This window comes from Pseudomonas sp. M2 (assembly GCF_015751845.1).
GTDB classification, from domain to species: domain Bacteria; phylum Pseudomonadota; class Gammaproteobacteria; order Pseudomonadales; family Pseudomonadaceae; genus Aquipseudomonas; species Aquipseudomonas putida_E.
Window position 1 is genome coordinate 5,593,085 of the sequence record NZ_JADOUD010000001.1, and the last position, 25,100, is coordinate 5,618,184.

Consider the following 25,100-nt stretch of genomic DNA (forward strand, 5'->3'; position numbering starts at 1 on the left):
GGAGTTTAGTAATGAGCAAGAAAATTCTGGTGGTGCTGACCAATACCGCCAAATATCCGACCCTGAGCAGGGCAACCGGTTTATGGCTGGGTGAAGCCGTGCATTTTGTCGATGTGGTTCAGCAGGCAGGTTTTACGGTCGACTACGTCAGCCCCGGCGGCGGCTACGTGCCAATCGATCCGCACAGCCTGCAGATGGCCCCCGAGTTGGATTGGAGCTATTACAACGACAAGGCCTTCATGAACCGGCTGGGCGCCTCGCTAAGCCCCGGCCAGGTCACAGCAGACGAATACTGTGCCATCTATTACACCGGTGGCCATGGCGTTATGTGGGACTTCCCTGACAACCCGCAATTGCAGGAGCTGGCGCGCAAGATATACGAAAAGAATGGCGTTGTGGCCGCTGTCTGCCACGGGGTGGCAGGCCTGCTGAACATCAAGCTCAGCGATAACAAGTTGCTGCTCAAGGACAGCCAGGTCACCGGTTTTTCCAATACTGAAGAAAAGCTTGCCGAACTCGAGGAGGTGGTGCCGTTTCTCACCGAGAACGAACTGGGAGCACGAGGGGGTATTTACAGCAAGCATGATGATCCCTGGAAGCCTTTTGTAGTCTGTGACGGCCGCCTGATCACGGGACAAAACCCCGCCTCTACGCGTTTACTGGCAGAGAAGGTAATTCAGACGCTCAATGGGTAATCCTTCTTACGTCTCGACAATGCAAATCCTCAGTCAGACACGGTTGCGGATTACAGTAGGGGCACCCCTGAATACATAGGCTCTTCGGTCAACTGTCCATCCCGGACAACTCGGATCAGGAGGGCTGCAGTCCCATGTCAAAATTCAGGGTTCTCGGTCGCAGCATGATGGCGCTGCTGCTGACACTGGCGATCAGTTTGATACCTGTTGCGTCAGGCTTGATGGTGATGGTCTATCAGCATGACAACAAGCTCAAAGAGACGGCTCGCGTATCGTTGAAGGAAGCCATCTTTTCCATTGATATGTCCCTTAACCGCTTGCACGACGCTGCTTTGGTGGCAATGCCGCTGGCTGGCAGCGCTTGCGAGACAGCCAAGGCGCACCTGTTGAAACAGGTTCAAGACGTCCGTTACCTGCGAGCGCTGGCATTGACCACCGATGCCCGTATCTACTGTGACACCCTGGTTCCTCCCCGTGCGAAAAACAGGTTTGCGACTGGCTCCGAGGCACCGGTACAACTGATCTTCGATTCTCCTGCAGCGCCCAATGCAGTGCTTGTCGCCTACCAGCTTCGCCGCGAAAATCTGGGTGTGATAGCGTCAACCTACGGCATGGAGCTGCGCAACGAACTGCGTGCATTTCAAACCGGGCTGGTGTTGCTGCTGGAGTTCCAAGATTTTTACATCTGGGCAGATGGCGACAGCCGAGACCCTGCCCGCCCCTCTCAATCCGAGTTCTTCATGAGCGGGAAATCGGACAAGTACGGCTACACCGTGAAGGTCGGCTATCCCGACGGCTTTGCCGCTGATGAAAGGCGCCAGATGCTGATGCAGATCCTGCCGTCACTTGCGTTGATCGGCATCATCACAGGTTCGATCTTCTACTGGGGGCTGTTCAGGCAATGGGGTAAGCGTGACTGTACCGCCGCCCGAAAAGCATGACGGCGGTACACTTCACTTATTGAACGTCGAGCACGCCTCGGCGAACCTGGTCGCGTTCGATCGACTCGAACAGCGCCTTGAAGTTGCCTTCGCCAAAGCCGTCATCGCCTTTGCGCTGGATGAACTCGAAGAATACCGGCCCGAGCAGGGTTTCAGAGAAAATCTGCAGCAGCAGGCGCTTGTCGCCTGCCTCGGAAGCGCCGTCCAGGAGAATGCCGCGAGCCTGCAATTGGTCGACCGGTTCACCGTGCCCTGGCAGGCGCTCTTCGAGCATTTCGTAATAGGTCTGCGGCGGCGCAGTCATGAAGCGCATGCCGTAGCCCTTGAGCGCATCCCAGGTCTTGAGCAGGTCATCGGTGAGGAAGGCCACATGCTGGATGCCCTCACCGTTGAACTGCATCAGGAATTCTTCGATCTGCCCCGCCCCTTTGGACGATTCTTCATTGAGCGGGATGCGGATCATGCCATCCGGAGCGGTCATGGCCTTGGAGGTCAGGCCGGTGTACTCGCCCTTGATGTCGAAGTAACGAATCTCTCGGAAGTTGAAGAGTTTTTCGTAGAAGCCGGCCCAGTAAGCCATACGGCCGCGATACACGTTGTGGGTCAGGTGATCGATGATCTTCAGGCCTGCGCCCGCAGGGTGGCGGTCGACGCCTTCGATGAAGTTGAAATCGATGTCGTAGATCGAGCTGCCTTCTTCGAAGCGGTCGATCAGGTACAGCGGAGCGCCGCCGATGCCCTTGATCGCCGGCAGGCGCAGTTCCATCGGGCCGGTTTCGATCTCGACTGGCTGGGCGCCCAACTCCAGGGCACGGGCATAGGCTTCATGAGCGTTGCGTACCCGGAACGCCATACCGCACACCGACGGACCATGCTCGGCTGCAAAGTAGGAGGCGATGCTTTTCGGCTCGTTATTGAGAATAAGGTTGATGCCACCTTGACGATAAAGGTGCACGTCCTTGGAGCGGTGTGTCGCCACCTTGGTGAAACCGAGCATCTGGAACACCGGCTCCAGAACGCCAGGGGTTGGCGAAGCCAGTTCAATGAATTCAAAGCCCATCAGGCCCATAGGATTGTCGAAGATATCAGCCATGTTCGTGTCCTCATCTGCAGCGAAAATTATTGAGTGCGTGGGATGTGGTACGAAAATGGCGGCGAGCAGGGGATGCCGCGCACGCTTCTGGCGAGGAAGTCACCAATGATCAGCTTGAACCCTTGGTTTGTCATATAGTCCCATTCTCGGTGGGGTTGATCCTTCAATGAAGAAAGACCTTATTGTTGTAATCGTAAACCGATTCTACAGTGCGTAAATTTCTTTGTCGCGCATTAGTTCTCCGCCCGCGCCGACAAACGGCTATCCTCAGTCATTTCATGTAAAGATTACGCCAACATGCCCCTGCGCAGTAAAAGTCCCGCCCGCTGGAGCTGGCGCACCCTTCTCCCCTGGGGCGTTGGCATCTTGCCTCTGGCGTTCGGCCTGATCGTGATGAACTGGCAAATCGAGCGCGAACTGCGCGCCAGCAGCCAGGCCACCACGCGGCAAGTGGTCGAACAGGTCGAGCATATTCTCGACAGCCTTTCCGGTGCCGCTCAGGCCTTGCTGCCGTTGGCTGGCAGCCCGTGCGGGCAAGTCGAACTGGCCTTGCGTGGGCAAGTGACGCGCAACGCCTTTGTGCGTTCGACCAACCTGTTCCGGCAAGACACGCTGTACTGCACCTCTCTGTTCGGCGAGTTCGACGAGCCGGTAGACGCCCGCGACTACACCGATGGCAAGCTGTGGCTGATGGACGGCAATTCGGTGACACCCGGGCACCCGTTGCTGGTGTATCGGGCCAGTGACGGCGACCGAGGCGCCATCACCACCGTGGATGGCGACCATCTGCTGACCGCACTGCGCCTTATCGGCCCCAGCGAGGCGCTGCAATTGCGTGTCGGCACGGCGTGGATGGGCAAGGATGGCGTGGTGCATCAAGGCCTACCGCCCACCGCAGCCATTGGCGACGTGACGCTCGGATCGACGCACTACCCTTTCAGCGTTCACGGCGGTTATGCCGCCGACAAGCGAGGCGAAGTGCTGCGCAGCCGCTACCCGGCACTGCTCAGCTTGCTGCTGTTGCTCGGTGTTGCAGCAGGTTGCACTTGTCGCTGGCAAATCCGCCGCGCCAACTCTCCACGCGCCGAACTGCGCCGTGCGCTGGAAGCTGACGAGTTCCTGCCGTACTTCCAGCCGGTGGTGCGCAAAGGCGATTATCGCTGGGCTGGCGCCGAAGTGCTGATGCGCTGGAACCACCCGCACGAGGGCCTGGTGCGCCCCGACCTGTTCATTCCCTATGCCGAACACAGTGGCCAGATCGTCGACATGACCCGTGCGTTGATGCAGCACACGGCGCACAGCCTGGCGCCTTACGCTGCGTTGCTGGAAGACGGCTTCCATATCGGCATCAACATTACGGCCGATCACTGCCGTGACCTCGCCCTGATCGACGACTGCCGCTCATTCCTCGAGCACTTCCCCCCCGGGCGCGTGGTGCTGACGCTGGAGCTGACTGAACGCAAACTGATCGAGGCCACCGGGGTAACCCTCGAACTGTTCGAAAAACTCCACGAAATGGGCGTGATGATCGCACTGGATGACTTCGGCACCGGCCAGTCCAGCCTCAGTTATCTGCGCCAGTTCAAGGTCGACTACCTGAAAATCGACCAGAGCTTCGTGGCAATGATCGGAGGTGATGCACTGTCGCAACACATCCTTGACAGCATCATCGAGCTGTCGGCGAAGCTAGGCCTGGGCATCGTCGCCGAAGGCGTGGAAAGCGAAGTGCAGCGCGACTATCTGGCCCGTTATGGCGTGGATTTTCAGCAAGGCTATCTGTTCGCCAGGCCAATGCCGGCCGCGCAATTTCTTCAGGCACTGGCCACGCGCCCCGGCGTGAGACAGTTGCCGCATGACGCGGCCCCTGAGATCATGCGCGGCTGATCCAGCCGCCCATCCCGCTATTCGAGGCATTCGTGTCAAAAGGCATTCTCTGTTCGGTCATGGCCTCCTGCCTGTTCGCCGTGATGTACTTCTATACCTCCCTGCTCACCCCGCTCGATGGCGAAGAGATCTTCGGCTGGCGCACGCTGCTGACGCTGCCCTGCCTGACGCTGTTCATGCTGGCCAGCAAAGACTGGAAACGGGTCGGTGACTTGCTGGCGCGCGTGCGCCAGACCCCAGTGCTGCTGCTGGGCATGGTCGGCACCTCTTGGCTGATGGGCGTGCAACTGTGGCTGTTCCTCTGGGCGCCCCTGCACGGGCGCAGCCTCGAGGTCTCGATGGGCTACTTCCTGCTGCCGCTGGCGATGGTGCTGACGGGCCGCCTGGTTTACGGCGAACGCCTGTCACGCCTGCAAAAAGTGGCAGTGGCCTGCGCTGCGTTGGGCGTGGCGCATGAGCTTTACCAGCACGGCAGCTTTGCCTGGGAAACCATGCTGGTGATGGTCGGCTACCCCGTCTACTTCGTGCTGCGCCGACGCTGCCGCACCGACCACCTGGGCGGTTTGTGGTGCGACATGTGCCTGTTGCTGCCCTGGGCCCTGTACTTCGTCATCCAGGGGCCGTTGTCCAGCGCTGACCTGCTCACGCACCCAGGCCTTTACGGCCTGATTCCGCTGCTGGGTGCGATCAGCGCGTCAGCCCTGATCGCCTACGTGCTGGCCAGCCGACTGCTGCCGTTCAGCCTGTTCGGCCTGCTCAGTTATGTCGAACCGGTGCTGCTGGTGGGCGTTGCGCTGCTGCTGGGCGAAACCATCGGCCCGGATCAGTGGCTGACTTACCTGCCGATCTGGGCCGCGGTCCTGGTGCTGGTGCTTGAGGGTTTCAGGCACCTGCTGCGCCAACGTCGCCGTTCGGTTTGAGCCGCACCTGGCGCACCCGCCGTTCCTCCACCGCCACCACAGTCATGCTCCAGCCGTTCCAGGCCAGGTGGTCACCGACCACCGGCAGGCGGTCGAGCAGGCTCATCACCAGGCCTGCAAGGGTCTGATAGTCTTCGGTGGCACGCGCGCTGAAGCCGGTGCGCGCCTGCACCTGGCTGAGGTTCAGCGCACCGCTGACGACGAAGCCGTCACCGTCCTCGACGATCGCCGGGCCTTCCACCTCGCTGGCATCAGGCAGCTCACCGGCGATCGACTCGAGGATATCGGTCATGGTCAGCAGGCCGGTGAAGTCACCGAACTCGTTCACCACGAAGGCGATGTGCGTCGACTGCCCGCGCATCTGCTCCAGCGCATTGAGAATGCTGAAGCTCTCCAGCAGGTTCAGCGGTGCCCGGGCCATGCGTTCCAGGTCCGGCTGGTTGCCCGAGAGCAGCTCTTTGAGCAGCTCCTTCTTGTGCACGAAGCCCAGCGGCTCATCGATGCGGCCGTCACGAATCAGCGGCAGGCGCGAGTAAGGTGAGTTGGCCAACGCCTCGGTAATGGTTGCAGCAGGCTGCGCCAGGTCGAGGACGTCGACTTCGGTACGGGCAGTCATTACCGTGCGGATCGGCCGCTCGGCCAGGTTCAGCACCCCACTGATCATCACCCGTTCGCGGCGGTCGAACAGCACATGTTCTTCACCACCGGCGACCAGGTCAGCGATCTCCTCGCCGACCTCGTCAGCCTCCACCCTGCGCCCGCCGAGCAAGCGCAGCACGGCGTGCGCGGTACGCTCACGCAATGGCCGATGCTGCTGCAGGCTTTGCTTGCGGCGGGCACGGGCGAGCTGGTTGAACAGCTCGATGAGGATCGAGAAACCAATGGCCGCATACAGATAGCCTTTGGGGATATGGAAGCCCAGGCCTTCGGCGGTCAGGCTGAAGCCGATCATCATCAAAAAGCCCAGGCACAGCATGATGACCGTCGGGTGGGCATTAACGAAGCGGGTCAGCGGCTTGCTGGCGACGATCATGATACCGATCGAGAAGATCACTGCGATCATCATCACCGACAGGTGTTCGACCATGCCGACGGCAGTAATCACCGCATCCAGCGAGAATACGGCGTCGAGCACCACGATCTGCGCCACGATGGGCCAGAACGCGGCATGGCGCACCGCGCCACTGGCCTGCGTGACATGGCCTTCGAGGCGTTCATGCAATTCCATGGTGGCCTTGAACAGCAGGAACACACCGCCGAACAGCATGATCAGGTCGCGGCCGGAGAAGCTCTTGCCGAACACCTCTAACAACGGCGCGGTCAGGGTGACCATCCACGAGATACTCGCCAGCAAGCCCAGGCGCATGATCAGCGCCAGGCTCAGACCGATCACACGCGCGCGATCGCGCTGATGCGGCGGCAGTTTGTCGGCCAGGATGGCGATGAACACCAGGTTGTCGATACCCAGTACCAGCTCGAGGACGATAAGCGTCAACAGGCCCAGCCAGGCCGTAGGGTCGGCTAGCCATTCCATTAGCGAGTACTCACGAAGCAAGCGTCACGAAGACGGGGAAAGGATGACCAGGACGGCCGAAAACTGGGGGGTTCCGCGAAGGTGCTCATGGGGACCTTGATAGAAAATAGGGAAAATGATCCTACAAGAGCAGAACAATATTCTGATAGCGCCAAACTATTACAAAACCTGTATGCAGTTTTGGGGGACTTTTCTTCAATATCTTGGTTTGGCTTCTGGGCAGCATGGCAAACACCCCCTTCACACGGACATTTCCGATGAGCCTGTACCTTTCAATGGCTGCGTTTGCGCTGGCAGCATCGATATCCCCTGGCCCTGTAAACATCGTCGCCCTTGGCAGCGGCGCACGTCACGGCCTGCGCGCCAGCCTCGCGCATGTTGCCGGGGCGACCTTGGGCTTTTGCCTGCTGCTGGTGCTGGTGGGCCTGGGCTTGCACGCCCTGTTGTTGCGCTGGCCGTTGCTGGGCGTGGCGCTGCACTGGGGCGGCGTGGCGTTTCTGCTGTACCTGGCGTGGAAGCTGGCCAGTGATGACGGCCAGTTGGGTGGTGAGCAGCAGCAACGTGCACCTTCGGCCTGGGAGGGCGCAGCCATGCAGTGGCTGAACCCCAAGGCCTGGCTGGCGGCGGTGGCGGGCGTGGCTGCCTATACCGGTGGCGAGCAGCAGATGCTGTGGCTGTTCACCTGGATCTATGGGCCGATCTGTTTTGTTTCGGTGGCCAGCTGGGCTTGGGCAGGCAGCATGATTCAGCAGTACTTGCGCAAGCCGCGCTACCTGCAGATGTTCAACCGAGGCTTGGCGTTACTGCTGGTGATCAGTGCGCTGTATCTGCTCGCTTGATGCTCGCTGAGCCGGGCCTTCAGGCCTTGCGATAATGCCCGGGTGTCGTCGCCAGATGTTGCTTGAACGCACGCTGCAGATGCGCCTGGTCGGCAAACCCTGCCTCCAGTGCCACCTCGGCAATCGCCCGCCCCGTGCGCAGTTGCGCGCGGGCATACTGCACGCGCTGATCCAGCAGGTAGCCATGCGGCGTCAAGCCGAAACGCTGGGCAAAGGCACGGATCAGATAAGAGCGGGACAACCCGCTGGCGGCACAGATGTCTTGCAGCGTCAGCGGGTCGGTGCGGTGGGCCCGGATGAACGCAGCTGCCGCCTCCAGCTGCGGGTGATGAGCTTGCGTTTTGCCGGTAGCAGCCTGCAGGTAGTCTGGCAGTGCATTGAAAAAACACGCCAGCCGGGCCTCTCGGTCATCCAGGTTGCCGTCGAACAGGTCGGCAAACACTTGCAGCACGGCACTGTACAGTGCCGGCGAGGTACTGCAGGCTTGCGCCGGCAAGTTGAAACCCAGCGCCTTCAGCCACGGCATGTCGACGAACAGCATCAGGTACGACCACCCCTGCCCTGCAATCGGATTGCACGTGTGGACCACACCGGGGTTCATGAGCACCGTGGTACCAGCGCCCACTTCGACTTGGCTGGTCCCACTCAGGTAGGTGCTGCGCCCCCCGGTGATCACGCCGAGCGAAAAGCTCTCATGGGAATGGGCGGCATAGCACACCTGACGCCCATCCCCAACGCGCCTCGCTTCTACAAAAGGCAACGCCGAATCCCGCCAGAACCGCGACACCTCGATCATCGCCCTGCCCTCACCTGCTGCTGTAGCCGGGCCTGTGCTCAGACGCTAACGCCTGCGCGACAAGAGCCACGCTTCGTACCCGGCTCGCCATCATACACACCCGTAAAAGGTGTGTTCAGCCGCGCCTTCTATGAAAGTTCAGCTCAAGGCATCACCGGCGGCACGTACTGCAAAGTCGTACCCAACGCCCACAGCAGCACCAGCACCAGCGGCACATGCACCAGCAACTGCACGAACGAAAAGCCGATCAGGTCACGTGCCTTCAGGCCCAGCACCCCCAGCAGCGGCAGCATGTAGAACGGGTTGATCAGGTTCGGCAGCGCTTCGGCGGCGTTGTAGATCTGCACTGCCCAGCCCAGGTGGTACTGCAGGTCGTTGGCCACCAGCATCACGTAGGGCGCCTCGATGATCCACTTGCCACCGCCCGAAGGGATGAAGAAACCCAGCACCGCCGAGTACACGCCCATGAGTACGGCATAGGTGTCATGGGTGGCGATCTGGGTGAAGAAAAGCGAGATGTGGTGGGCAAGGGTTTGCTCATCGACCCCCTTCACCTGGGTGAGGATGGCGGCGATCGAGCCATACAGCGGGAACTGGATCAACACCCCGGTGGTGGTCGGCACCGCACGCGCCACGGCGTCGAGGAAGCTGCGTGGGCGCCAGTGCAGCAAGGCACCGAGCATGATGAACAGCAAGTTGTAGGTATTGAGCCCGGAGATTGCAGTAATGGCCGGTTTGGTGGCGAACTCCTGGTACAGCCAGCCGCCGGCCAGCGCCACCATCAGCAGGATCAGGATCGGGCTGTATTCCAGCCATTCACCCGGGCGAGTGCGCTGGGGTGCGGGCGGCGCGGTAAAGCTGGGGTCGACGCCGCAGTCTTCGGCACTGCGCGCACTGTTCGGGCCGGGTGCGGTCGCGTAGGCGATCACCAGCGAGACGATGACCAGCGCGGCCAGCAACACCCCGGACTGCCAGAGGAAGATGGTCTCGGTGAACGGGATCACGCCGGTTATCGACAGAATGGACGGCGGCAGGCTGGCCGGGTTGGCCTGCAACTGCGCCGCTGAAGACGACAGGCCCAAGGCCCAGACCGCCCCCAGGCCCAGGTAAGCAGCGGCACCGGCGGCGCGGTAGTCCATCTTCAGGTCACTGCGCCGTGCCAGCGCGCGCACCAGCAGGCCACCGAACACCAAGGACAGGCCCCAGTTGAGCAAGGATGCCAGCATCGAGATCAGCGCCACCCAGCACACCGCCGAACGGCCGTTCTTCGGCACCCGCGCCAGGCGGTCGATCAGCCGTGCGGCAGGGGGTGAGCTGGCCACCACGTAGCCGCCGATGACCACGAAGGCCATTTGCATGGTGAAAGGGATCAGGCTCCAGAAGCCATCGCCAAAGGCCTTGGCGGTATCGGTAGGTTTGGCGCCCATGACCATGGCGCCGAGGCATACCAGCACCACTGCCAGGGCAGCGAACACCCAGGAATCAGGGAACCAGCGCTCGGCCCAGTTGGAGCAACGCAGGGCAAAGCGGGCGGAGCGGCTGTCTTGGATTTCAGCGGCCACGGTAACGTCCTTTTATTGGTTTTATGGGGGGCTACGTTTCAAGCACAACGCACAAAACCCTGTGGCAGCTACGGCACCCGCGAAAGCGTTGGTGCATTGACCATCGCATTCGTAGCTGCCGCCGCTGCCACAGGGCTGGGGGGGTGTATCAGAAGGTCATTTCCTTCACATCATCCGGCACGATCAGCTTGCCGGCGGTTTTCGCGATGATTTCTTCAACACTCACCCCGGGCGCGGTTTCGCGCAGGATGAAGGCGCCGTTGTCGATTTCCAGGTAGGCCAGGTCGGTGAGCACCTTGCGGATGCAGCCGGCACCGGTCAGCGGCAGGCTGCAGCGCGGCAGCAGCTTGGACTCGCCATCCTTAGAGGCGTGGGTCATGGTGACGATGATGTTCTCGGCCCCGGCTACCAGGTCCATGGCGCCGCCCATGCCCTTGACCAGCTTGCCCGGGATCATCCACGAGGCGATGTTGCCCTCGACGTCCACTTCGAAGGCCCCGAGCACGGTGAGGTCGACATGGCCGCCACGGATCATGGCGAACGATTGTGCCGAATCGAAGATCGAGGCGCCGCGGCGGGCGGTGACGGTCTGCTTGCCGGCGTTGATCATGTCGGCGTCGATCGTGCTCTCGGTGGGGAATTCGCCCATGCCCAGCAGGCCATTTTCCGACTGCAGCATCACATCCATGTCAGCAGGGACGTAGTTGGCCACCAGGGTGGGGATGCCGATGCCGAGGTTGACGTAAAAGCCGTCCTTCAGTTCACGTGCGACGCGTTGTGCCATCTGTTCGCGGGTCAGTGCCATGGTGAGAATCTCTTTGTTGTTCTGGAGGACGGCGCTCAGGCCTTGACGGTGCGCTTTTCGATGCGTTTTTCGAAGGTACCCACAATGACCCGGTCGACGAAGATGCCGGGGGTGTGGATCTCGCTGGGCAGCAGCACGCCTGGCTCGACGATCTCTTCCACTTCGACCACGGTGATCTTGCCGGCGGTGGCAGCCAGCGGGTTGAAGTTTTGAGCAGTGTTGCGGTAAACCACGTTGCCGTAGTGGTCAGCCTTCCAGCCTTTGACGATGGCGAAGTCACCGGTGATCGATTCTTCCAGGATGTATTTGCGGCCCTTGAACTCGCGCACTTCCTTGCCTTCGGCAACTGGCGTGCCATAGCCGGTGGCGGTATAGAAGGCCGGAATGCCGGCGCCGCCGGCGCGCATTTTTTCGGCAAGGGTGCCTTGCGGGGTCAGTTCCACTTCCAGCTCGCCACTGAGCAACTGGCGCTCGAACTCGGCATTCTCGCCTACGTAGGAGGCAATCATCTTGCGGATCTGCCGCTCTTCCAGCAGTACGCCCAGGCCGAAGCCATCGACGCCGCAGTTGTTGGAAACCACGGTGAGGCCCTTGACGCCACGGCGCTTGATTTCGGCGATGAGGTTTTCCGGGATGCCGCACAGGCCGAAGCCGCCGGCCAGTACCGTCATGTTGTCGGTCAGGCCTTCAAGGGCCTGTTCATAGGTTGCTACGCGCTTGTCCAGTCCGGCCATGCTGATCCGCCTTTTGTAGTTGTTGACCGACGAGGCTGTCGGTGAGCGTGTGCAGGCATCTTCACCGCTGGCGACTGATTTGTTAATTTTGTTTTCGTCATCGATTGATAACTTTTTCAAAACAACCTGTGAGCCCGCCATGAACGTCAAGCAACTACGCGCCTTCGTCGCCGTGGCCAAGTACCAGAGTTTTGCCCAGGCCGGCGAACACCTGCATGTCTCGCAACCGGCATTGAGCCTTACCATCAAGGCGCTGGAGGACAACCTTGGCGGCGCCCTGCTCACCCGTACCACGCGCAGCGTCAGCCTGACGGCCGAAGGTGAGGTACTGCTGCCACTGGCCCGGCGCCTGCTGGCCGACTGGGACGACACCGAGGAGATGCTGCGCCAGCGTTTCACCCTGCAATTGGGGCGGGTGTCGGTGGCGGCCATGCCGGCTTTTGCCGGCAACCTGCTGCCCCACTCACTCAAGGTGTTTCGCCAACGTTACCCGAAGGTCAACGTCACGGTGCACGACGTGATCAACGAGCAGGTACTGGAACTGGTGCGCCACCGCCGCGTCGAACTGGGCATCGGCTTCGAACCGGAAAACACAGACGGCCTGAGCTTCCACCCGCTGTACCTGGACCGTTTCGTTGCCGTGGTGCCCACCGACTCCCCGTTGGCCGAGCTGGCCGAAGTCAGCTGGGCGCAGTTGCTGGCCGAGGATTTCATCGCCCTGCAGCGCCCTTCGGCCGTGCGCCTGCTGCTGGAGCAGAACGTGGCGGCACTGCACGGCAAGCTGGCGGTGGCGTTCGAAAGCCACCAGCTCTCGACCATTGGCCGCATGGTCGCCAGTGGGCTGGGCGTGAGTGCGGTGCCGGCGCTGTGCATCAACCAGATGCAGGAGCTTGGCGCGCGTTGCATTACCCTGGTAGCGCCCACCGTAGAACGGCGGATCGGCGTAATTGCCTTGAGCGACCATAAACTTTCCACTGCAGCGCAGGCGCTGCTCGAGGTACTGCTTTCCCACACACAGACTCCGGAGGTGACATGCGTTACATGAAACTGGCAGGTTGCAATGTGCCGGCCATTGGCCAGGGCACCTGGTACATGGGCGAAGACCCGGCACGCAGGGCTGACGAGGTGGCCGCCCTGCAACAAGGCATCGACCTGGGCATGAACCTGATCGATACGGCCGAGATGTATGCCGAAGGTGGCGCCGAGGAAGTGGTCGGGCAGGCCATTGCCGGGCGGCGCGATCAGGTCTTTCTGGTCAGCAAGGTGTACCCGCACAATGCCAGCCGGCGCGGCGTACCCGCTGCCTGTGACCGCAGCCTCACTCGCTTGGGCACCGATGTCATCGACTTGTACCTGCTGCACTGGCGTGGCCAATACCCGCTGGAAGAAACCGTCGAGGCGTTCGAACGCTTGCGCGAACAGGGCAAGATTCGCCACTGGGGTGTTTCCAACTTCGATGTCGACGACCTGCGCGAGCTGGACAACCCTGATTGCGCCACCAACCAGGTGCTGTACAACCCGGTGCAGCGTGGCATCGAGTTCGACCTGCTGCCCTGGAGCCGGCAACGCGGGCTGCCGACCATGGCTTACTGCCCGTTGGCCCAGGCCGGGCAGCTGCTGCAGCATCCGCTATTGCACGAGATTGCAGAGCGCCATGGCGCCACCCCGGCGCAGGTCTGCCTGGCCTGGGTGACGCGCGAAGACGGGGTCATAGCGATTCCCAAGGCGGTGTCGCCGGAGCACGTACGGTTGAATGCGGCCGCCGCAGGCTTGACTTTGACCAGTGAGGACTTGCGGGCCATTGACAGGGCATTCCCGGCGCCAACACGCAAACAGCACCTGGCAATGGTCTGACAACTCGGCCAACAACGGCGACTGCGGCTGCTTTGCAGCCCGTTCGCCGGCCAAATCAATGGAAGTCCCGGCTCCTCACATCCAGCCCCTGCAGCAACACACTGACATCCTCCAACCGCCGTGCAATCAGGTGCCGCACCCCGTTCGCCTGTTCCAGGCGGCCACTCACCTTGAGCAATTGAGACCCCACCAGCGCGCGCCGCTGCCGCTCGGCCAACTCGCGCCAAACCACCACATTGACCATGCCGAATTCATCCTCAAGGGTCACGAACGTCACCCCGCTGGCGGTCTGTGGCCGTTGCCGCCCCACCACCAGCCCGGCCACGGCGACTGCATCGCCATGCTCAACGCCCGCCAGTTCCTGCGAGCTGCGACAGCCCAGCACCCGAAGGCGCTGGCGCAGCAACGTCAGCGGGTGGGGCCCCAGCGTGGTGCCCAAGGTGGCGTAGTCGGCCACCAGGTCTTCGCCGACAGTAGGCACAGGCAATGCCACCGCGGCTTCGGGCGTTGCCTGCAGCTCGGCGAACAGGGGCAGTTGCGGCTGCACCGCTGCGACCTGCCAGCGTGCTTGGTGGCGATCATGTGCCAGGGCGCGCAACGCACCGGCATCGGCCAGCCGGGCGCGGGCTTTGCTGTCGAGGCCGGCACGCAAGCACAGGTCCTCGACATCGCGCCACGGCCTGACCGCCCTCACCGCTTCGAGCCGCCGAGCATCGGCTTCGGCGAAACCGCGGATCTGCCGCAACCCCAGGCGGATGGCCAAGGCACCCTCGGCGACTGGCTCCAGTGTGCAATCCCACTGGCTGTGGCCTACATCCACCGGCCGTACCTCGATCCCTTGGCGGCGTGCCTCCTGCAACAGTTGGTCGGGGCTGTAGAAGCCCATCGGCCAGCTATTGACCAGCGCACAGGTGAAAATCGCCGGCTCATGGCATTTGAGCCAACTGCTGGCATAGCACAGCAAGGCGAAACTGGCCGCGTGCGATTCCGGGAAGCCATAACTGCCAAAACCCTTGATCTGCTCGAATATGCGCTCGGCAAACGCAAGGTCGTAGCCGTTGCGCAGCATGCCCTGCACCAGCCGTTCGCGGTGTGGCTCCAGGCCGCCATGGCGCTTCCAGGCGGCCATGCTGCGGCGTAACTGGTCAGCCTCGCCGGGGCTGTAGTCTGCCGCCACCATGGCCAGTTCCATGACCTGCTCCTGGAACAGCGGCACGCCCAAGGTGCGCTCGAAGACTTCCTTGAGCTTGAGCGATGGGTAGGTCACCGGCTCCTGCTTCAAGCGCCTGCGCAAGTAGGGGTGGACCATGTCGCCCTGAATCGGCCCCGGGCGCACGATGGCGACTTCGATTACCAGGTCATAGAAGGTGGTGGGCTTGAGCCGCGGCAGCATGGCCATCTGAGCGCGTGATTCGATCTGGAACACGCCCATGGTCTCAGCGCGGCTGATCATCGCGTAGGTGGCCGGGTCTTCGGGGGGGATCGTCGCCAGGGTCAGGTGCCGACCCCGGTGCTGCTGCAACAGGTCGAAACAGCGGCGCAAGGCACTGAGCATGCCCAGGGCGAGTACATCGACCTTGAGCAGGCCGACCATGTCCAGGTCGTCCTTGTCCCACTGGATGACCGTGCGTTCAGCCATGGCGGCGTTTTCGACCGGCACCATGTGGTCCAGCGGTTGCTCGGAAATGACGAAGCCGCCTGGGTGCTGAGACAGATGACGTGGAAAACCTATCAGCTGCGCGGCCAGCACCAGAATGCGGCGCAACGAAGGGCTGCCGGGCTCGAAGCCGGCCTCGGCCAGGCGTTGCTCGTCCGGGATGCGATCGCTCCAGCGGCCACAGCACTTGGCCAGGGCATCGACCTGATCGGCAGGCAAACCCAGCACACGGGCGACATCACGCACCGCGCCAGCGGCGTGATAGGTGTTGACCACTGCGGTGAGCGCTGCGCGGTGCCGGCCATAACGCCGGAACACGTACTGGATCACTTCTTCGCGACGATCGTGCTCGAAGTCGACGTCGATGTCCGGTGGCTCGTTGCGCTCGCGTGACAGAAAACGCTCGAACAGCAGACGATGCTTCATCGGGTCGAGCTCGGTGATACCCAGCACGAAACACACCACCGAGTTGGCTGCCGAACCGCGGCCCTGGCAAAGGATGTGCTGGCTGCGGGCAAAGGCGACGATATCGTGCACGGTCAAAAAGTAGCTTTCGTAGCCAAGCTCTGCGATCAAGGCCAGCTCCTTGGCCAGCACCTCGCGCACCTTGTCGCTCGGCCCCGACGGCCAGCGTTGCGCCAGGCCACGCTCGCACAGCTGGCGCAACCAACTGGCCGGGGTTTGCCCCTCGGGCACCAGTTCACGCGGATACTGGTAGCGCAATTCACCGAGGTCGAACTGACAGCGTTCGGCAATGCAGAGTGTTTCGCTCAGCAGGTCGGGCGGATAAAGCTCGGCCAGTTGCTCCAGCGTACGCAGGTGACGCTCGCCATTGGCGAAGAGAAACCGACCTGCCTCGGCGACGCTGCAATGCTGGCCGATAGCGGTCATGCAATCCTGCAAGGCCCGCCGGCCGCGTATGTGCATGTGTACATCACCGCAGGCCACGGCGCGAATGCCCAGTTGCCCAGCCAGGCCGCGCAGCCGGGCCAGGCGGGCCTGGTCATCGCTGCCCCGATGCAGGTGCACACCCAGCCACAAGCGTTCGCCGAACAGGGCATGCAGCCACTGGCCGGTGACCAGGTCGCTGGAGTCCTCGGCAAGCCATAACGCCAGCAGCCCTTGGTGCAGTTCGCGCAGGTCGTCACGGAACAATTGGTAGCTGCCCTTCTCCGCTCGCCGACGGGCGCGGGTAATCAAGGCGCACAGGTTCTGGTAACCACTAAGGTCCTGTACCAGCAACACAAGCTTCGGGCCGTCGTGCAGGCGCACTTCACTGCCGACGATCAAGCGTATCTGCTGCGCTTTGGCAGCCTGCCAGGCACGCACGATGCCGGCCAGGGTGCACTCATCGGTAATCGCCAGGGCTCGGTAACCCTGTTCCCGAGCCCGGCGCAGCAGCTCTTCGGCGCTGGATGCACCGCGCTGGAAGCTGAAGTTGGACAGGCAATGCAGTTCGGCGTAGCCCGGTGCGCTCATGCGAACCAGCCCTGCAGCCACAAGGGGCCGGGCTGGGCCAGGTCGCGATAGGCCCAGCCGCGCAGGCCTTCTCGGGTTTCGATGCGGTAATAGTCGCGGCGCACATCACCGCCATCCCACCAGCCCGACTCGATACGCTCGGCCTGGCCCAGCACCCTGTGAACGCTGGCGTCCAGTGCCATTGGCTGGGGCAACAGCCAGCCTGGGCGGCTCCCAGGCAAGGCGGGCAGGCTGCCCTGCCCGCCTTGCTCGGCGGACTGCCAGGCACATTCGGGGCGGTGGTCGGCTTCAGCGCGCAGGCCCTTGACCGCGTCGTCGCCAAGCCGGGCACGCAAGCGCTCACGCAGTTGCTCCCAGGGTTGGGCCTGCTGGGCGCGTGGGTCGAACAGCGCGTGGTGCTGGGGCACGAAAGCCGGCAAGTCATCGGCCACCAGGCGCAGTTTACGCACCGGTGCCGGAATGCGCAGAGGCTCCAGGCGCCCGCGCGCCAGCTCGAAGAGCATTGCCGCATCACGTTCTGCAGCCAGTAAGCCGACCTGCAGTTGCGTGTCCGGCCCCTCGGCGTGCTCCAGGTACAGGCAAAACCGCTGTACACCGCAGTCTCGCCCGGCGAGGAAAGCGGCCAGGTCGTTGAGCATGCGCCGCAACGGGAACAGCAACGCCTGGTGCGATTCGACGTCGAAGTTGAGCTCCAGTCGCGTTTCGAAACGGTCCGGCGGCTGATAGAAACCCAAGCCAAGCGTACGCAGGCCCAGCAACTGGTCCAGGTGCAACTGGACCTGGGCACTGAAGCGCCTGGCCAATGCATCACGCGGCAAGGCCAGTACCTGGCCGAGCTGATGCAGCCCCATGCGGGCGAACGCTTCGGCGGCGTCCTGCGGTAAACCCACCCGCGCAATGGGCATGCGCGCAAGCGCCGCCCGGGTTTCTTGCGGGCAGCTCAATGCCAGCCCGTCATGGCCGTTGGCAAGCATGCGCGCCGCCACCGGGTTGGTGGCCAGGACAATCCGCTGACGCAGCCCCAGGGCTGCGAGTTCCCCGCGCAGGCGCGCCTCGAATACCGGCCAGGGGCCGAACAGTTGCAGGCTGGAGCCCACTTCCAGCAACAAGGCACGCGGGTAGTGCAGGCTGACCTGGGCACTGAAGCGGTAGGCCCAGGCCGCCAGCAATTGCTGCAGTTGCTCGATGCGCGCCGGGTCTGCTTCAACACAGGTGAAACCGTCGGCCAAGGCGCGGGCGGCCGTCAGGGTTAGCCCAGCGCGCAGACCGAGCGCCGCCGCAGCGGGGTTTACGGCTTGCACCACACGCCGCTGCACAGGCCCGCCAATCAGCACCAGTGGCGCATCGGCGTCATCGCGTTCACGCAGGATCGAGTCCAGCGCCAACTGTGGCAATAAGATGCAGGCCCAGAGCATGTTGCATCAACCCTGCCCGGCACAGGCTATGGCTGCAGCCGGCGGTAAACCGCCCCGGCACTTGAGCACACGCCATTGTGCGGGCCGCGCGTCGATGGCGATGCGCACCGCGGCCGGTGATGGATTGTGCGCGGCCTGTTGCGGCCTGCAGGCAAAAGCCAGCGCCTGCCCGGTTTCTGCCGCCACCTGCAAGCGCCGCAGCGCACGGTCATCGGCACGCTCCGGCCAGCACAGCACGGCGGCGCAACTGCCAGAGCGCAGGCACTGCTCGGCAGCCCAGAGCGCGTCGGCCTGTTCGGCATCGACCTGGACCAGCCAGCGCAAGTCCACCCCGGCCGCTTGCCAGGCCGGTGCGTAGGGAATGAAAGGGGGCGCCACCAGCACCACTCGCCCGCTATCGGCGGTCAGCCGGGCCAACGAGGGCCACAGCAGTTGCAGTTCGCCACACCCGGGGCTGGCCAGCAGCAACTCGCTCAGCGCAGCCGCGGGCCAGCCACCCTCCGGCAACCGTTGATCAAGCGCCGCATGGCCAGTGGGCTGCAACCCGGTCGGCCGTACCCGGGCCTGCCGGCCGCGCCAGACCTGGCGCTGGTCCAGCAACCGGTCAAGATCGACCACCGCGCCCATCAGTCGCGCCTCAACAGGCCGCAGAACACGCCTTCGATGAAGAATTCGCGCTCAGGCCCCACATCGATCGGCGCATAGGCAGGGTTGCGTGGCAGCAGCCGGTAGCCGCCCGCTTGGCGTTGCAGGCGTTTGATGGTGACCTCACCGTCGAGGCGGGCGACCACGATCTGGCCATCACGGGCCTCGCCTTGCTGGCGGATGCCCACCAGGTCACCGTCGAAGATACCGTCATCGATCATGGAGTCGCCGCGCACCTTGAGCAGGTAGTCCGGTGTGCGTCGGAACAGGCTGGGGTCAATCAGCAACTGCTCGTGAATGCCAAGGTCGGGGCCAATCGGCGCGCCTGCAGCCACCTGGCCCAACACGGGCACTTCGAGAATTTCCGGGCGGCGCAAGGGTGCGGCCAGGCGGATGCCCCGTGCCTGGTTGGGCGTGACGTCGATGTAGCCGGCCTGACACAGGGCAGTGATGTGCTTGCGCGCAACGCTGCGTGAGGCAAAGCCGAAGCGGATGGCGATGTCGGCAAGGCTCGGCGGCTGGCCATGATCGGTGATGCGTTCACGGATGAAGTCGAGGATTGCGCGCCGTTTGGGGGTGAGATTGTCCATGGAGCACATTTGTACTCTTTTCGTCGAAGGCTGAACAGCCCCCTTCGTCGCCAGGTTTGGTTATCATCCCCTGACATGAGTTTTCTACTGCCTGGATGCCTGATGCTGACTGCACTGCTGTTCGATCTCGACGGGACCCTTACCGACACCGACACCCTGCATTTGCAGGCCTTCCGTCAGTTGTTGCGCGACCATGACGGCCGTGAACTGACCCAGGCCCAGTTCGATTCGCAGATCAGTGGCCGGGCCAATGGGCCATTGTTTGCCGAGCTGTTTCCAAACGCCGGCGCGCATGAATGCCTGGCGCTGGCTGATCGCAAGGAAGCACTGTTCCGCGAGCTGGCCCCTGCCCTTGAACCCATGCCGGGCTTGCTGCGCCTGCTGGACTATGCCCAGGCGAGCCGTATCGACATGTGCGTGGTGACCAATGCACCCCGGCTCAATGCCGAGCACATGCTCAATGCAATGGGCCTTGGCGCACACTTCGAGCATGTACTGGTGGCCGAAGAGCTGGAACGGCCCAAGCCTGACCCGCTGCCGTACCTGACCGGCCTGCAGCGCCTGGGGGCAACGGCCGAGCAAGCGCTGGCGTTCGAGGATTCGTTGCCGGGCGTGAACGCGGCGAGCGGTGCCGGGATCTTCACCGTGGGGGTGGCGACTACACAGACGGCAGAACGGCTGATGGCTGCGGGGGCCAGGCTGGTGGTGGATGATTTTGACGATCCACGGTTGTGGGAGGTCATTGAAGCGATGCAGTGTGGCGATTGAGCCTCATGGTGTGACTGGGGTGGCGCGGCGCACAACCATTCGTCGCAGCAACTGGGCCTGATGTCGATCTCACCCCGCCCCGCTCGACCACACTTGAACCCCCGTGCGGAGTCACCCTCATGAACCCTCAAAAGCCCGATATCGTCTCGCGCAGCCAATGGCTGGCCGCCCGCCGTCAGCTATGGCTGCATGAAAAGGCCTTCACCCACCAGCGCGACGAGCTGGCCGCCGCCCGCCGCGCCCTGCCCTGGGTCAAGCTGGAACAGCCCTACCGTTTTCAAGGCCCGGACGGCCAGCTGAGCCTCGCCGACCTGTTCGCCGGGCGCAGTCAATTGCTGGTCTACCACTTCATGTTCGCCGAAGGCTGGAGCGAAGGTTGCCCGGGCTGCTCGTTCCTCGCCGACCATTTCGACGGTGCCAACCTGCACCTGGCGCATCACGATGTTTCGCTGGTCGCCGTTTCGCGCGCACCCCACGCTGAGCTCCAGGCATTTCGCCAGCGCATGGGCTGGCGCTTTCCCTGGTACTCGTCAAACGGCAGCAGTTTCAATGAAGATTTCGGCGTCAGTGTCGCCACTGGAGGCAACAGCCAATACAACTACGAACCCTATACCGGCAACGAAAGCGAGCTGCCTGGGTTGAGCGCCTTCTACCGGGAGCCGGACGGCACAATATTTCATACCTACTCCACCTATGCCCGCGGGCTCGACATCCTGGTCAATACCTACAATTTCCTCGACATCGCGCCATTGGGGCGCAACGAGGCTGGTACCATGGATTGGGTGCGGCATCACGATCGCTACGAAGGCCAACCCGGCAAACCTCATTGCTGCCATGACTGAACACGCCACCGTGCCGCCTGCGCCATGGCTGAGCAGCCCGGGCGGCACAATGGCTGCAGTTCGGCAGAATACGGCCATACTTGAGCCCGTCGCCCTTGCATTACAGGCCCCCCATGCTCAAGCGCTTGCCCATGTTCCACCTACGAACCCTGGTCGTCGGCATTGTCGTGCTGGCGTGCCTGGCAACCCTGTGCAACACCCTCGCTGTCGCCTACCGGGTACAGCACCACGCCTTGGTAGACCTTGAGCTGAAGGCCAACCAAGCCTATGCGAGCAAACTGGCATCGGATATCAACGAGTTCCTGCGCTCGGCACACAACCACCTGTCCTACACCGCCGGGCAACTGGACGGTGGCCTGGACGACATGACCATGCTGAAAAAGGAAGCCAAGCGCCTGCAGGTGCAGGACAAGGACTTCAACTCCATCGTCATCGTCAACGCCCAAGGTCAGGTGCTGGTGGCTTATCCGAACATTGAACAGGTCACCAGCCACCACCAGCACTCCGGTGAAATCCGCCAAGCCGTGCAAGCCCGTCAGCCGTGGGTCAGTTCCGCCTACACCTCGCGGGGGGGCGAACTGGTGATATTCGTTTCGCAGCCGGTCTTTGCCGCCGATGGCCGTTACCTGGGCATTGTCGGCGGTTCGGTGTTCCTCAAGAAAGAAAGCGCACTGCATACGTTGATTGGCCTGCACTACCAGCAGGACGGTACCTTCGCTTTCGTCGCCGACGCCAATCGACGCCTGCTGCACCACCCCGACCATGCGCGCATTGGCACCCAGGTCAGCAGCAGCCCGACGATCAGCGCGGCCTTGCGTGGCGAGGCAGGCACCCTTGAAGTGCCCAACTATATCGGCGTTCCCATGCTCGCAGGCTTTGCCCCGGTGCCTGAAGCGCACTGGGCAGTGGTGGTCCAGACACCGCGGGATCTGGCCTTGGCACCACTGGGCGAAATGACCCGCAAGGTGCTGCTTTATATCCTGCCGGTCAGCATTATCGGCTTGCTGTTGATGCTATGGATGACCTACCGCCTGACCTTGCCGTTACGCCAACTGGCACACAGCGCCAGTCACCTGTCCGCCACCCAGACCGGCGAACAGCTGCGCCGTATCGACGCGTGGTACGTAGAGGTCGCAGCCATCCGCCGCGCCTTGCTGACAGGCGAGCAATTGCTGCAGGAAAAATTCGGCAAGCTGCGCCAGCAGGCTCAGAGTGATGCCCTCACCGGCCTTGCCAACCGGCGTGCCATGCAGCTGGCGCTGGATGCCTTGATGCAAAGCTCTAGAGCATTCGCCGTGCTGGCCCTGGACATCGACCACTTCAAACGGGTCAACGACACCTTTGGCCACGATGCTGGCGACGAGGTGCTCAAGCACCTCGCCGAGCTGCTGCGTCACAATTCACGCCAGGATGACCTGCCCTGCCGGGTCGGCGGCGAGGAATTCACCATGCTGCTGCCGGACACTGGCCTGGCCGATGCCCGGCGCATTGCCGAACGGATACGCAGCGCAGTCGAACAGGCTGACTCACCCCATGTGGGCAAGCTTAGCGTGTCGATTGGCGTAGCCTGCCGCCGGCCCGATACACAACAGGCCGACAGCGTGCTCAAGCAAGCCGACGAGCAGCTATACAAGGCCAAGCACAGCGGCCGCAACCGCGTCGAAGTGCTTGACCTCAGCCCCTCACCCCCAGCATCCCCCGCTCCACGATGAAATCGATCACCGCCTGCAGGCCCTCGCCTTTCTTCAGGTTGCTGAAAGTCCAAGGGCGCTCCGGGCGCATACGCTGTGTATCGCGCTCCATCACCTCCAGCGAGGCGCCGACGTAGGGCGCAAGGTCGGTCTTGTTGATCACCAGGAAATCGGACTTGGTGATGCCGGGGCCGCCCTTGCGCGGGATCTTCTCGCCTTCGGCGACATCGATCACGTAGATGGTCAGGTCGGCCAGCTCTGGGCTGAAGGTAGCACTAAGGTTATCGCCACCGCTCTCCACGAAGATCACTTCAAGGTTGCCGAACTTGCGTGCCAGCGCTTCCACTGCTGCAAGGTTCATCGAGGCATCCTCGCGAATGGCGGTGTGCGGGCAGCCACCGGTTTCGACGCCAACGATGCGCTCGGGCTCCAGGGCGCCAGCCTCGGTGAGGATGCGCTGGTCTTCCTTGGTGTAGATGTCGTTGGTGACCACGGCGATCTGGTAGTGATCACGCATGGCTTTGCACAGGCATTCGAGCAGCGCGGTCTTGCCGGAGCCGACCGGGCCGCCGACGCCGACGCGCAGGGGTTGCTGATAGCTTTGCATTAAGGCAGTCCTCAAGAACGGAACAAACGGGTGTATTGGGTTTCGTGACGCGATGATGCAATGGCCAATAGCGGCAGGCCGCCACCGAGCTGGTCGTCGCCAAGCGCCAGGGCCTGGTCGATGACGCCGGGCAGTATCTCGCCCAGGTCGCGCAGCAGGGTCTGGGCCGCCTGCTGGCCGAAGGGCACCAGTTTGACCCCAGCCATGACCGCGCCCTCCAGCCAGGCGAAGGCATGCCCGAGGGCAAGCTGGCGCAACGGGATCGACCAGTGCACGGCCAGCCAGGCCATGCCGCCCAACTGGCTGAGCTCAAGGCTTGGGCGCCAGGCCGGGGCCTGGCCCAGCTGCCAGCCATCGAGCAAGCGTGCCAGGGCCGCGCCACGCTGCTGCTCTTCCAGGCGCAGCTCGGCGGTTTCGCGGTTGGCCAGCAGAAAGCGGCTCCAGCGCGCAAACGCGTCGGCATCATCGGCCTTGCACGCGTGGTACAGGCGCGCCAGCACCGGCCAGTCCAGGTAAGCGAGGGTGTCGTGCATCTGCTCGCGCTGCCAGGCGCTGAAGCTTTTGATGTCACGCACCCAACCCGCCTCGACGGCCCACTCAAGGCCCTGTGAGTAGGTAAAGCCACCCACCGGCAAGCCGGGGCTGGCCAGCTGCAACAAGCGCAGCAGTGCCAGATCGCTGTTCATCAACCGGCCAGCACAACTGCGGCGCCGGCAAGCATGCCGCCGCCAAAGGCTTTCTGCAGGGCGCTATGGCGGCGCAGCAGGCAACCGACAGCGAAGCCCACTACCAGCAGCAAGCCGCTGACGGTGACGAAGCCGGCGCTGAACAGCCAGAAGGCGCTGGGTGTGGCTTCCACGCCGTGGGCCCAGCCATGGAACAGGGCAAACACCGGCATGGCCAGCGCCAGCAGCAATTGCCGGCTAGGCAGCAGTACGGCAACGCCAGCCACCAGCACCGACACGGCGATCATGGTTTCCATGCCCAGCACATCACCGAACAGGTGGCCGCATAGCGCACCAGCGAACATTGCTGCCAGGGTTGCCAGCGGCAAGGCCAGGTTGCGCCGGGTCAAGGCCGCCAGTACGCCGGTCCCCAACAGCATCAACAAGTGGTCAAGGCCGGTCAGCGGATGCAGCAGGCCATCGTGCAGCGGGTTGCTGTCATGGCCCGGGTGGGCGAAGGCCGGCAGCGCAACCAGCAGCAGGGCAAGGGCAAGCGTTTTTTTCATTGTGGGCTCCAAGGGGCAGTTCAGGAGTGGGCTGGCAGGCGCACGAAGGGGTGATCATGCGCATGGCTGTGGCTGTGGCTATGCGGTGCGCTCTGGTAGGCACCGGCTTCCGGCTCGAACGGCGCCTGCTCGGCCTCGACCGTCAGGCCCAGGCCGCGCAGCATGTCGTCGAGCACGTGGTCGTGCTGGTAACGCAGCAGGCCCGGCTCGATCTGCAGGGGGACGTGGCGGTTGCCCAGATGGTACGCGGCACGCGTCAGCAGGTGCGGGTCGCTGCAGCGCACGGTCGATACTGCCTCGGGCGCTGCGAGTACGCGCACCACCTGGCTGCCGGCGGCGTCGGCCAGCAGTTCGCCACCGCGCAGCAGGTGGCCGCGTTCGAGCATCAGGCCGGCCTCGCGGCCATCGTCGAGGGTTACGCGCAGGCGGCTCTTGATACGGCTGTCGACGTCCAGGGTAACGGTGCCGGTGATAGTGTCGGATGCATCGATCCGGCGGTTCAGGACAATCATCTTCGC

General features: G+C 63.1%; 24 protein-coding genes. 10 read left to right on the forward strand and 14 right to left on the reverse strand.

All coding sequences use genetic code 11. The features are described from left to right. Nucleotides 1–11: 11 nt before the first annotated feature. Nucleotides 12–695: a type 1 glutamine amidotransferase domain-containing protein gene (locus IWW33_RS25840; protein WP_115275006.1), complete on the forward strand. Its 684-nt coding sequence runs from the start codon at nt 12–14 to the stop codon at nt 693–695. 134 nt (nt 696–829) lie between these two features. Further along, entirely contained in the window at nt 830–1,636 is an 807-nt protein-coding gene (locus IWW33_RS25845; RefSeq protein WP_115275007.1) for a CSS-motif domain-containing protein, read from the forward strand. Nucleotides 1,637–1,652: 16 nt separating this feature from the next. Here the strand turns inward: IWW33_RS25845 and hppD are convergent, their stop codons facing one another. After that, on the reverse strand, nt 1,653–2,729 hold the full coding sequence (hppD, locus tag IWW33_RS25850) for a 4-hydroxyphenylpyruvate dioxygenase (protein WP_046787683.1): 1,077 nt from the start codon (nt 2,727–2,729) through the stop codon (nt 1,653–1,655). 297 nt (nt 2,730–3,026) lie between these two features. Between hppD and IWW33_RS25855 the strand changes: the two genes are divergently transcribed. Together IWW33_RS25855 and rarD are read left to right on the forward strand one after the other, a co-directional pair. Continuing rightward, entirely contained in the window at nt 3,027–4,613 is a 1,587-nt protein-coding gene (locus IWW33_RS25855; protein WP_115275008.1) for an EAL domain-containing protein, read from the forward strand. Between the two features lie 32 nt (nt 4,614–4,645). Further along, entirely contained in the window at nt 4,646–5,533 is an 888-nt protein-coding gene (gene rarD, locus IWW33_RS25860; protein WP_115275009.1) for an EamA family transporter RarD, read from the forward strand. Here the strand turns inward: rarD and IWW33_RS25865 are convergent. Next, entirely contained in the window at nt 5,496–7,067 is a 1,572-nt protein-coding gene (locus tag IWW33_RS25865) for a TerC family protein (protein WP_046787686.1), read from the reverse strand. The two genes, rarD and IWW33_RS25865, sit on opposite strands and share 38 nt — an antisense overlap. 257 nt (nt 7,068–7,324) lie before the next feature. Here IWW33_RS25865 and IWW33_RS25870 point away from each other — a divergent pair, with 257 nt between their 5' ends. Continuing rightward, the gene (locus IWW33_RS25870) at nt 7,325–7,906 is read left to right on the forward strand and encodes a LysE family translocator (protein ID WP_125923049.1); all 582 of its coding nucleotides are present in this window, start codon (nt 7,325–7,327) and stop codon (nt 7,904–7,906) included. Between the two features lie 19 nt (nt 7,907–7,925). Here IWW33_RS25870 and IWW33_RS25875 read toward each other — a convergent pair whose 3' ends face one another. From IWW33_RS25875 to IWW33_RS25890, 4 genes are all read right to left on the reverse strand, one after another. Further along, nucleotides 7,926–8,702, reverse strand: coding sequence for an AraC family transcriptional regulator (locus tag IWW33_RS25875; RefSeq protein ID WP_115275011.1), 777 nt, complete (start codon nt 8,700–8,702; stop codon nt 7,926–7,928). A gap of 143 nt (nt 8,703–8,845) precedes the next feature. Then, entirely contained in the window at nt 8,846–10,264 is a 1,419-nt protein-coding gene (locus tag IWW33_RS25880) for a TIGR00366 family protein (RefSeq protein WP_012314293.1), read from the reverse strand. 148 nt (nt 10,265–10,412) lie between these two features. Next, on the reverse strand, nt 10,413–11,069 hold the full coding sequence (locus IWW33_RS25885; RefSeq protein WP_046787689.1) for a CoA transferase subunit B: 657 nt from the start codon (nt 11,067–11,069) through the stop codon (nt 10,413–10,415). Nucleotides 11,070–11,104: 35 nt separating this feature from the next. Beyond that, nucleotides 11,105–11,803 (reverse strand): CoA transferase subunit A, encoded by a 699-nt coding sequence (locus IWW33_RS25890; RefSeq protein WP_046787715.1) that lies wholly within the window; start codon nt 11,801–11,803, stop codon nt 11,105–11,107. 139 nt (nt 11,804–11,942) lie between these two features. On the opposite strand from IWW33_RS25890, the gene IWW33_RS25895 reads away from it, so the two are divergent. Together IWW33_RS25895 and IWW33_RS25900 are read left to right on the forward strand one after the other, a co-directional pair. After that, entirely contained in the window at nt 11,943–12,848 is a 906-nt protein-coding gene (locus IWW33_RS25895) for a LysR family transcriptional regulator (protein ID WP_125923048.1), read from the forward strand. After that, on the forward strand, nt 12,836–13,657 hold the full coding sequence (locus tag IWW33_RS25900; protein ID WP_115275012.1) for an aldo/keto reductase: 822 nt from the start codon (nt 12,836–12,838) through the stop codon (nt 13,655–13,657). Before IWW33_RS25895 ends, IWW33_RS25900 begins: the two co-directional genes overlap by 13 nt. 55 nt (nt 13,658–13,712) lie before the next feature. Here the strand turns inward: IWW33_RS25900 and IWW33_RS25905 are convergent, their stop codons facing one another. The 4 genes from IWW33_RS25905 to lexA are packed head-to-tail and all read right to left on the reverse strand — an operon-like array spanning nt 13,713 to nt 19,452. Beyond that, nucleotides 13,713–16,793 (reverse strand): error-prone DNA polymerase, encoded by a 3,081-nt coding sequence (locus IWW33_RS25905; RefSeq protein ID WP_174141490.1) that lies wholly within the window; start codon nt 16,791–16,793, stop codon nt 13,713–13,715. Then, on the reverse strand, nt 16,790–18,208 hold the full coding sequence (locus IWW33_RS25910) for a DNA polymerase Y family protein (RefSeq protein WP_115275014.1): 1,419 nt from the start codon (nt 18,206–18,208) through the stop codon (nt 16,790–16,792). Before IWW33_RS25910 ends, IWW33_RS25905 begins: the two co-directional genes overlap by 4 nt. Nucleotides 18,209–18,214: 6 nt before the next feature. Next, nucleotides 18,215–18,835 (reverse strand): translesion DNA synthesis-associated protein ImuA, encoded by a 621-nt coding sequence (gene imuA, locus IWW33_RS25915; RefSeq protein WP_046787694.1) that lies wholly within the window; start codon nt 18,833–18,835, stop codon nt 18,215–18,217. Further along, nucleotides 18,835–19,452 carry a transcriptional repressor LexA gene (gene lexA / locus IWW33_RS25920; protein ID WP_174141489.1) on the reverse strand — a complete coding sequence of 206 codons (618 nt, stop codon included), beginning with the start codon at nt 19,450–19,452 and terminating at the stop codon, nt 18,835–18,837. Before lexA ends, imuA begins: the two co-directional genes overlap by 1 nt. 93 nt (nt 19,453–19,545) lie before the next feature. Here lexA and IWW33_RS25925 point away from each other — a divergent pair, with 93 nt between their 5' ends. The 3 genes from IWW33_RS25925 (at nt 19,546) to IWW33_RS25935 (ending at nt 22,765) form a co-directional block, all read left to right on the forward strand. Further along, complete coding sequence (locus IWW33_RS25925) at nt 19,546–20,211, forward strand: HAD-IA family hydrolase (protein ID WP_174141488.1); 666 nt, start codon at nt 19,546–19,548, stop codon at nt 20,209–20,211. A 119-nt stretch (nt 20,212–20,330) separates the two neighbouring features. Continuing rightward, nucleotides 20,331–21,053 (forward strand): thioredoxin family protein, encoded by a 723-nt coding sequence (locus IWW33_RS25930; protein ID WP_115275016.1) that lies wholly within the window; start codon nt 20,331–20,333, stop codon nt 21,051–21,053. 131 nt (nt 21,054–21,184) lie between these two features. Next, nucleotides 21,185–22,765: a sensor domain-containing diguanylate cyclase gene (locus tag IWW33_RS25935; protein ID WP_231386202.1), complete on the forward strand. Its 1,581-nt coding sequence runs from the start codon at nt 21,185–21,187 to the stop codon at nt 22,763–22,765. Here IWW33_RS25935 and ureG read toward each other — a convergent pair. The 4 genes from ureG to ureE are packed head-to-tail and all read right to left on the reverse strand — an operon-like array spanning nt 22,728 to nt 25,094. Continuing rightward, nucleotides 22,728–23,351: an urease accessory protein UreG gene (gene ureG / locus IWW33_RS25940; protein WP_119688944.1), complete on the reverse strand. Its 624-nt coding sequence runs from the start codon at nt 23,349–23,351 to the stop codon at nt 22,728–22,730. The genes IWW33_RS25935 and ureG overlap by 38 nt on opposite strands. A gap of 11 nt (nt 23,352–23,362) precedes the next feature. Further along, entirely contained in the window at nt 23,363–24,037 is a 675-nt protein-coding gene (locus IWW33_RS25945) for an urease accessory UreF family protein (protein WP_046787699.1), read from the reverse strand. Then, on the reverse strand, nt 24,037–24,582 hold the full coding sequence (locus IWW33_RS25950; RefSeq protein ID WP_046787700.1) for a HupE/UreJ family protein: 546 nt from the start codon (nt 24,580–24,582) through the stop codon (nt 24,037–24,039). The genes IWW33_RS25945 and IWW33_RS25950 overlap by 1 nt, the downstream gene beginning before the upstream one ends. Nucleotides 24,583–24,602: 20 nt before the next feature. After that, nucleotides 24,603–25,094, reverse strand: coding sequence for an urease accessory protein UreE (ureE, locus tag IWW33_RS25955; protein ID WP_119688943.1), 492 nt, complete (start codon nt 25,092–25,094; stop codon nt 24,603–24,605). Nucleotides 25,095–25,100: the final 6 nt, after the last annotated feature.

Bases quoted from the DNA above. Each gene is read 5' to 3' on its own strand.
- IWW33_RS25840 (WP_115275006.1), top strand. From the start codon at position 12: ATGAGCAAGAAAATTCTGGTGGTGCTGACCAATACCGCCAAATATCCG.
- IWW33_RS25845 (WP_115275007.1), top strand. From the start codon at position 830: ATGTCAAAATTCAGGGTTCTCGGTCGCAGCATGATGGCGCTGCTGCTG.
- hppD (WP_046787683.1), bottom strand. From the start codon at position 2,729: ATGGCTGATATCTTCGACAATCCTATGGGCCTGATGGGCTTTGAATTC.
- IWW33_RS25855 (WP_115275008.1), top strand. From the start codon at position 3,027: ATGCCCCTGCGCAGTAAAAGTCCCGCCCGCTGGAGCTGGCGCACCCTT.
- IWW33_RS25865 (WP_046787686.1), bottom strand. From the start codon at position 7,067: ATGGAATGGCTAGCCGACCCTACGGCCTGGCTGGGCCTGTTGACGCTT.
- IWW33_RS25870 (WP_125923049.1), top strand. From the start codon at position 7,325: ATGAGCCTGTACCTTTCAATGGCTGCGTTTGCGCTGGCAGCATCGATA.
- IWW33_RS25875 (WP_115275011.1), bottom strand. From the start codon at position 8,702: ATGATCGAGGTGTCGCGGTTCTGGCGGGATTCGGCGTTGCCTTTTGTA.
- IWW33_RS25885 (WP_046787689.1), bottom strand. From the start codon at position 11,069: ATGGCACTGACCCGCGAACAGATGGCACAACGCGTCGCACGTGAACTG.
- IWW33_RS25890 (WP_046787715.1), bottom strand. From the start codon at position 11,803: ATGGCCGGACTGGACAAGCGCGTAGCAACCTATGAACAGGCCCTTGAA.
- IWW33_RS25895 (WP_125923048.1), top strand. From the start codon at position 11,943: ATGAACGTCAAGCAACTACGCGCCTTCGTCGCCGTGGCCAAGTACCAG.
- IWW33_RS25900 (WP_115275012.1), top strand. From the start codon at position 12,836: ATGCGTTACATGAAACTGGCAGGTTGCAATGTGCCGGCCATTGGCCAG.
- IWW33_RS25905 (WP_174141490.1), bottom strand. From the start codon at position 16,793: ATGAGCGCACCGGGCTACGCCGAACTGCATTGCCTGTCCAACTTCAGC.
- IWW33_RS25910 (WP_115275014.1), bottom strand. From the start codon at position 18,208: ATGCTCTGGGCCTGCATCTTATTGCCACAGTTGGCGCTGGACTCGATC.
- imuA (WP_046787694.1), bottom strand. From the start codon at position 18,835: ATGGGCGCGGTGGTCGATCTTGACCGGTTGCTGGACCAGCGCCAGGTC.
- lexA (WP_174141489.1), bottom strand. From the start codon at position 19,452: ATGTGCTCCATGGACAATCTCACCCCCAAACGGCGCGCAATCCTCGAC.
- IWW33_RS25925 (WP_174141488.1), top strand. From the start codon at position 19,546: ATGCTGACTGCACTGCTGTTCGATCTCGACGGGACCCTTACCGACACC.
- IWW33_RS25930 (WP_115275016.1), top strand. From the start codon at position 20,331: ATGAACCCTCAAAAGCCCGATATCGTCTCGCGCAGCCAATGGCTGGCC.
- IWW33_RS25935 (WP_231386202.1), top strand. From the start codon at position 21,185: ATGTTCCACCTACGAACCCTGGTCGTCGGCATTGTCGTGCTGGCGTGC.
- ureG (WP_119688944.1), bottom strand. From the start codon at position 23,351: ATGCAAAGCTATCAGCAACCCCTGCGCGTCGGCGTCGGCGGCCCGGTC.
- IWW33_RS25945 (WP_046787699.1), bottom strand. From the start codon at position 24,037: ATGAACAGCGATCTGGCACTGCTGCGCTTGTTGCAGCTGGCCAGCCCC.
- IWW33_RS25950 (WP_046787700.1), bottom strand. From the start codon at position 24,582: ATGAAAAAAACGCTTGCCCTTGCCCTGCTGCTGGTTGCGCTGCCGGCC.
- ureE (WP_119688943.1), bottom strand. From the start codon at position 25,094: ATGATTGTCCTGAACCGCCGGATCGATGCATCCGACACTATCACCGGC.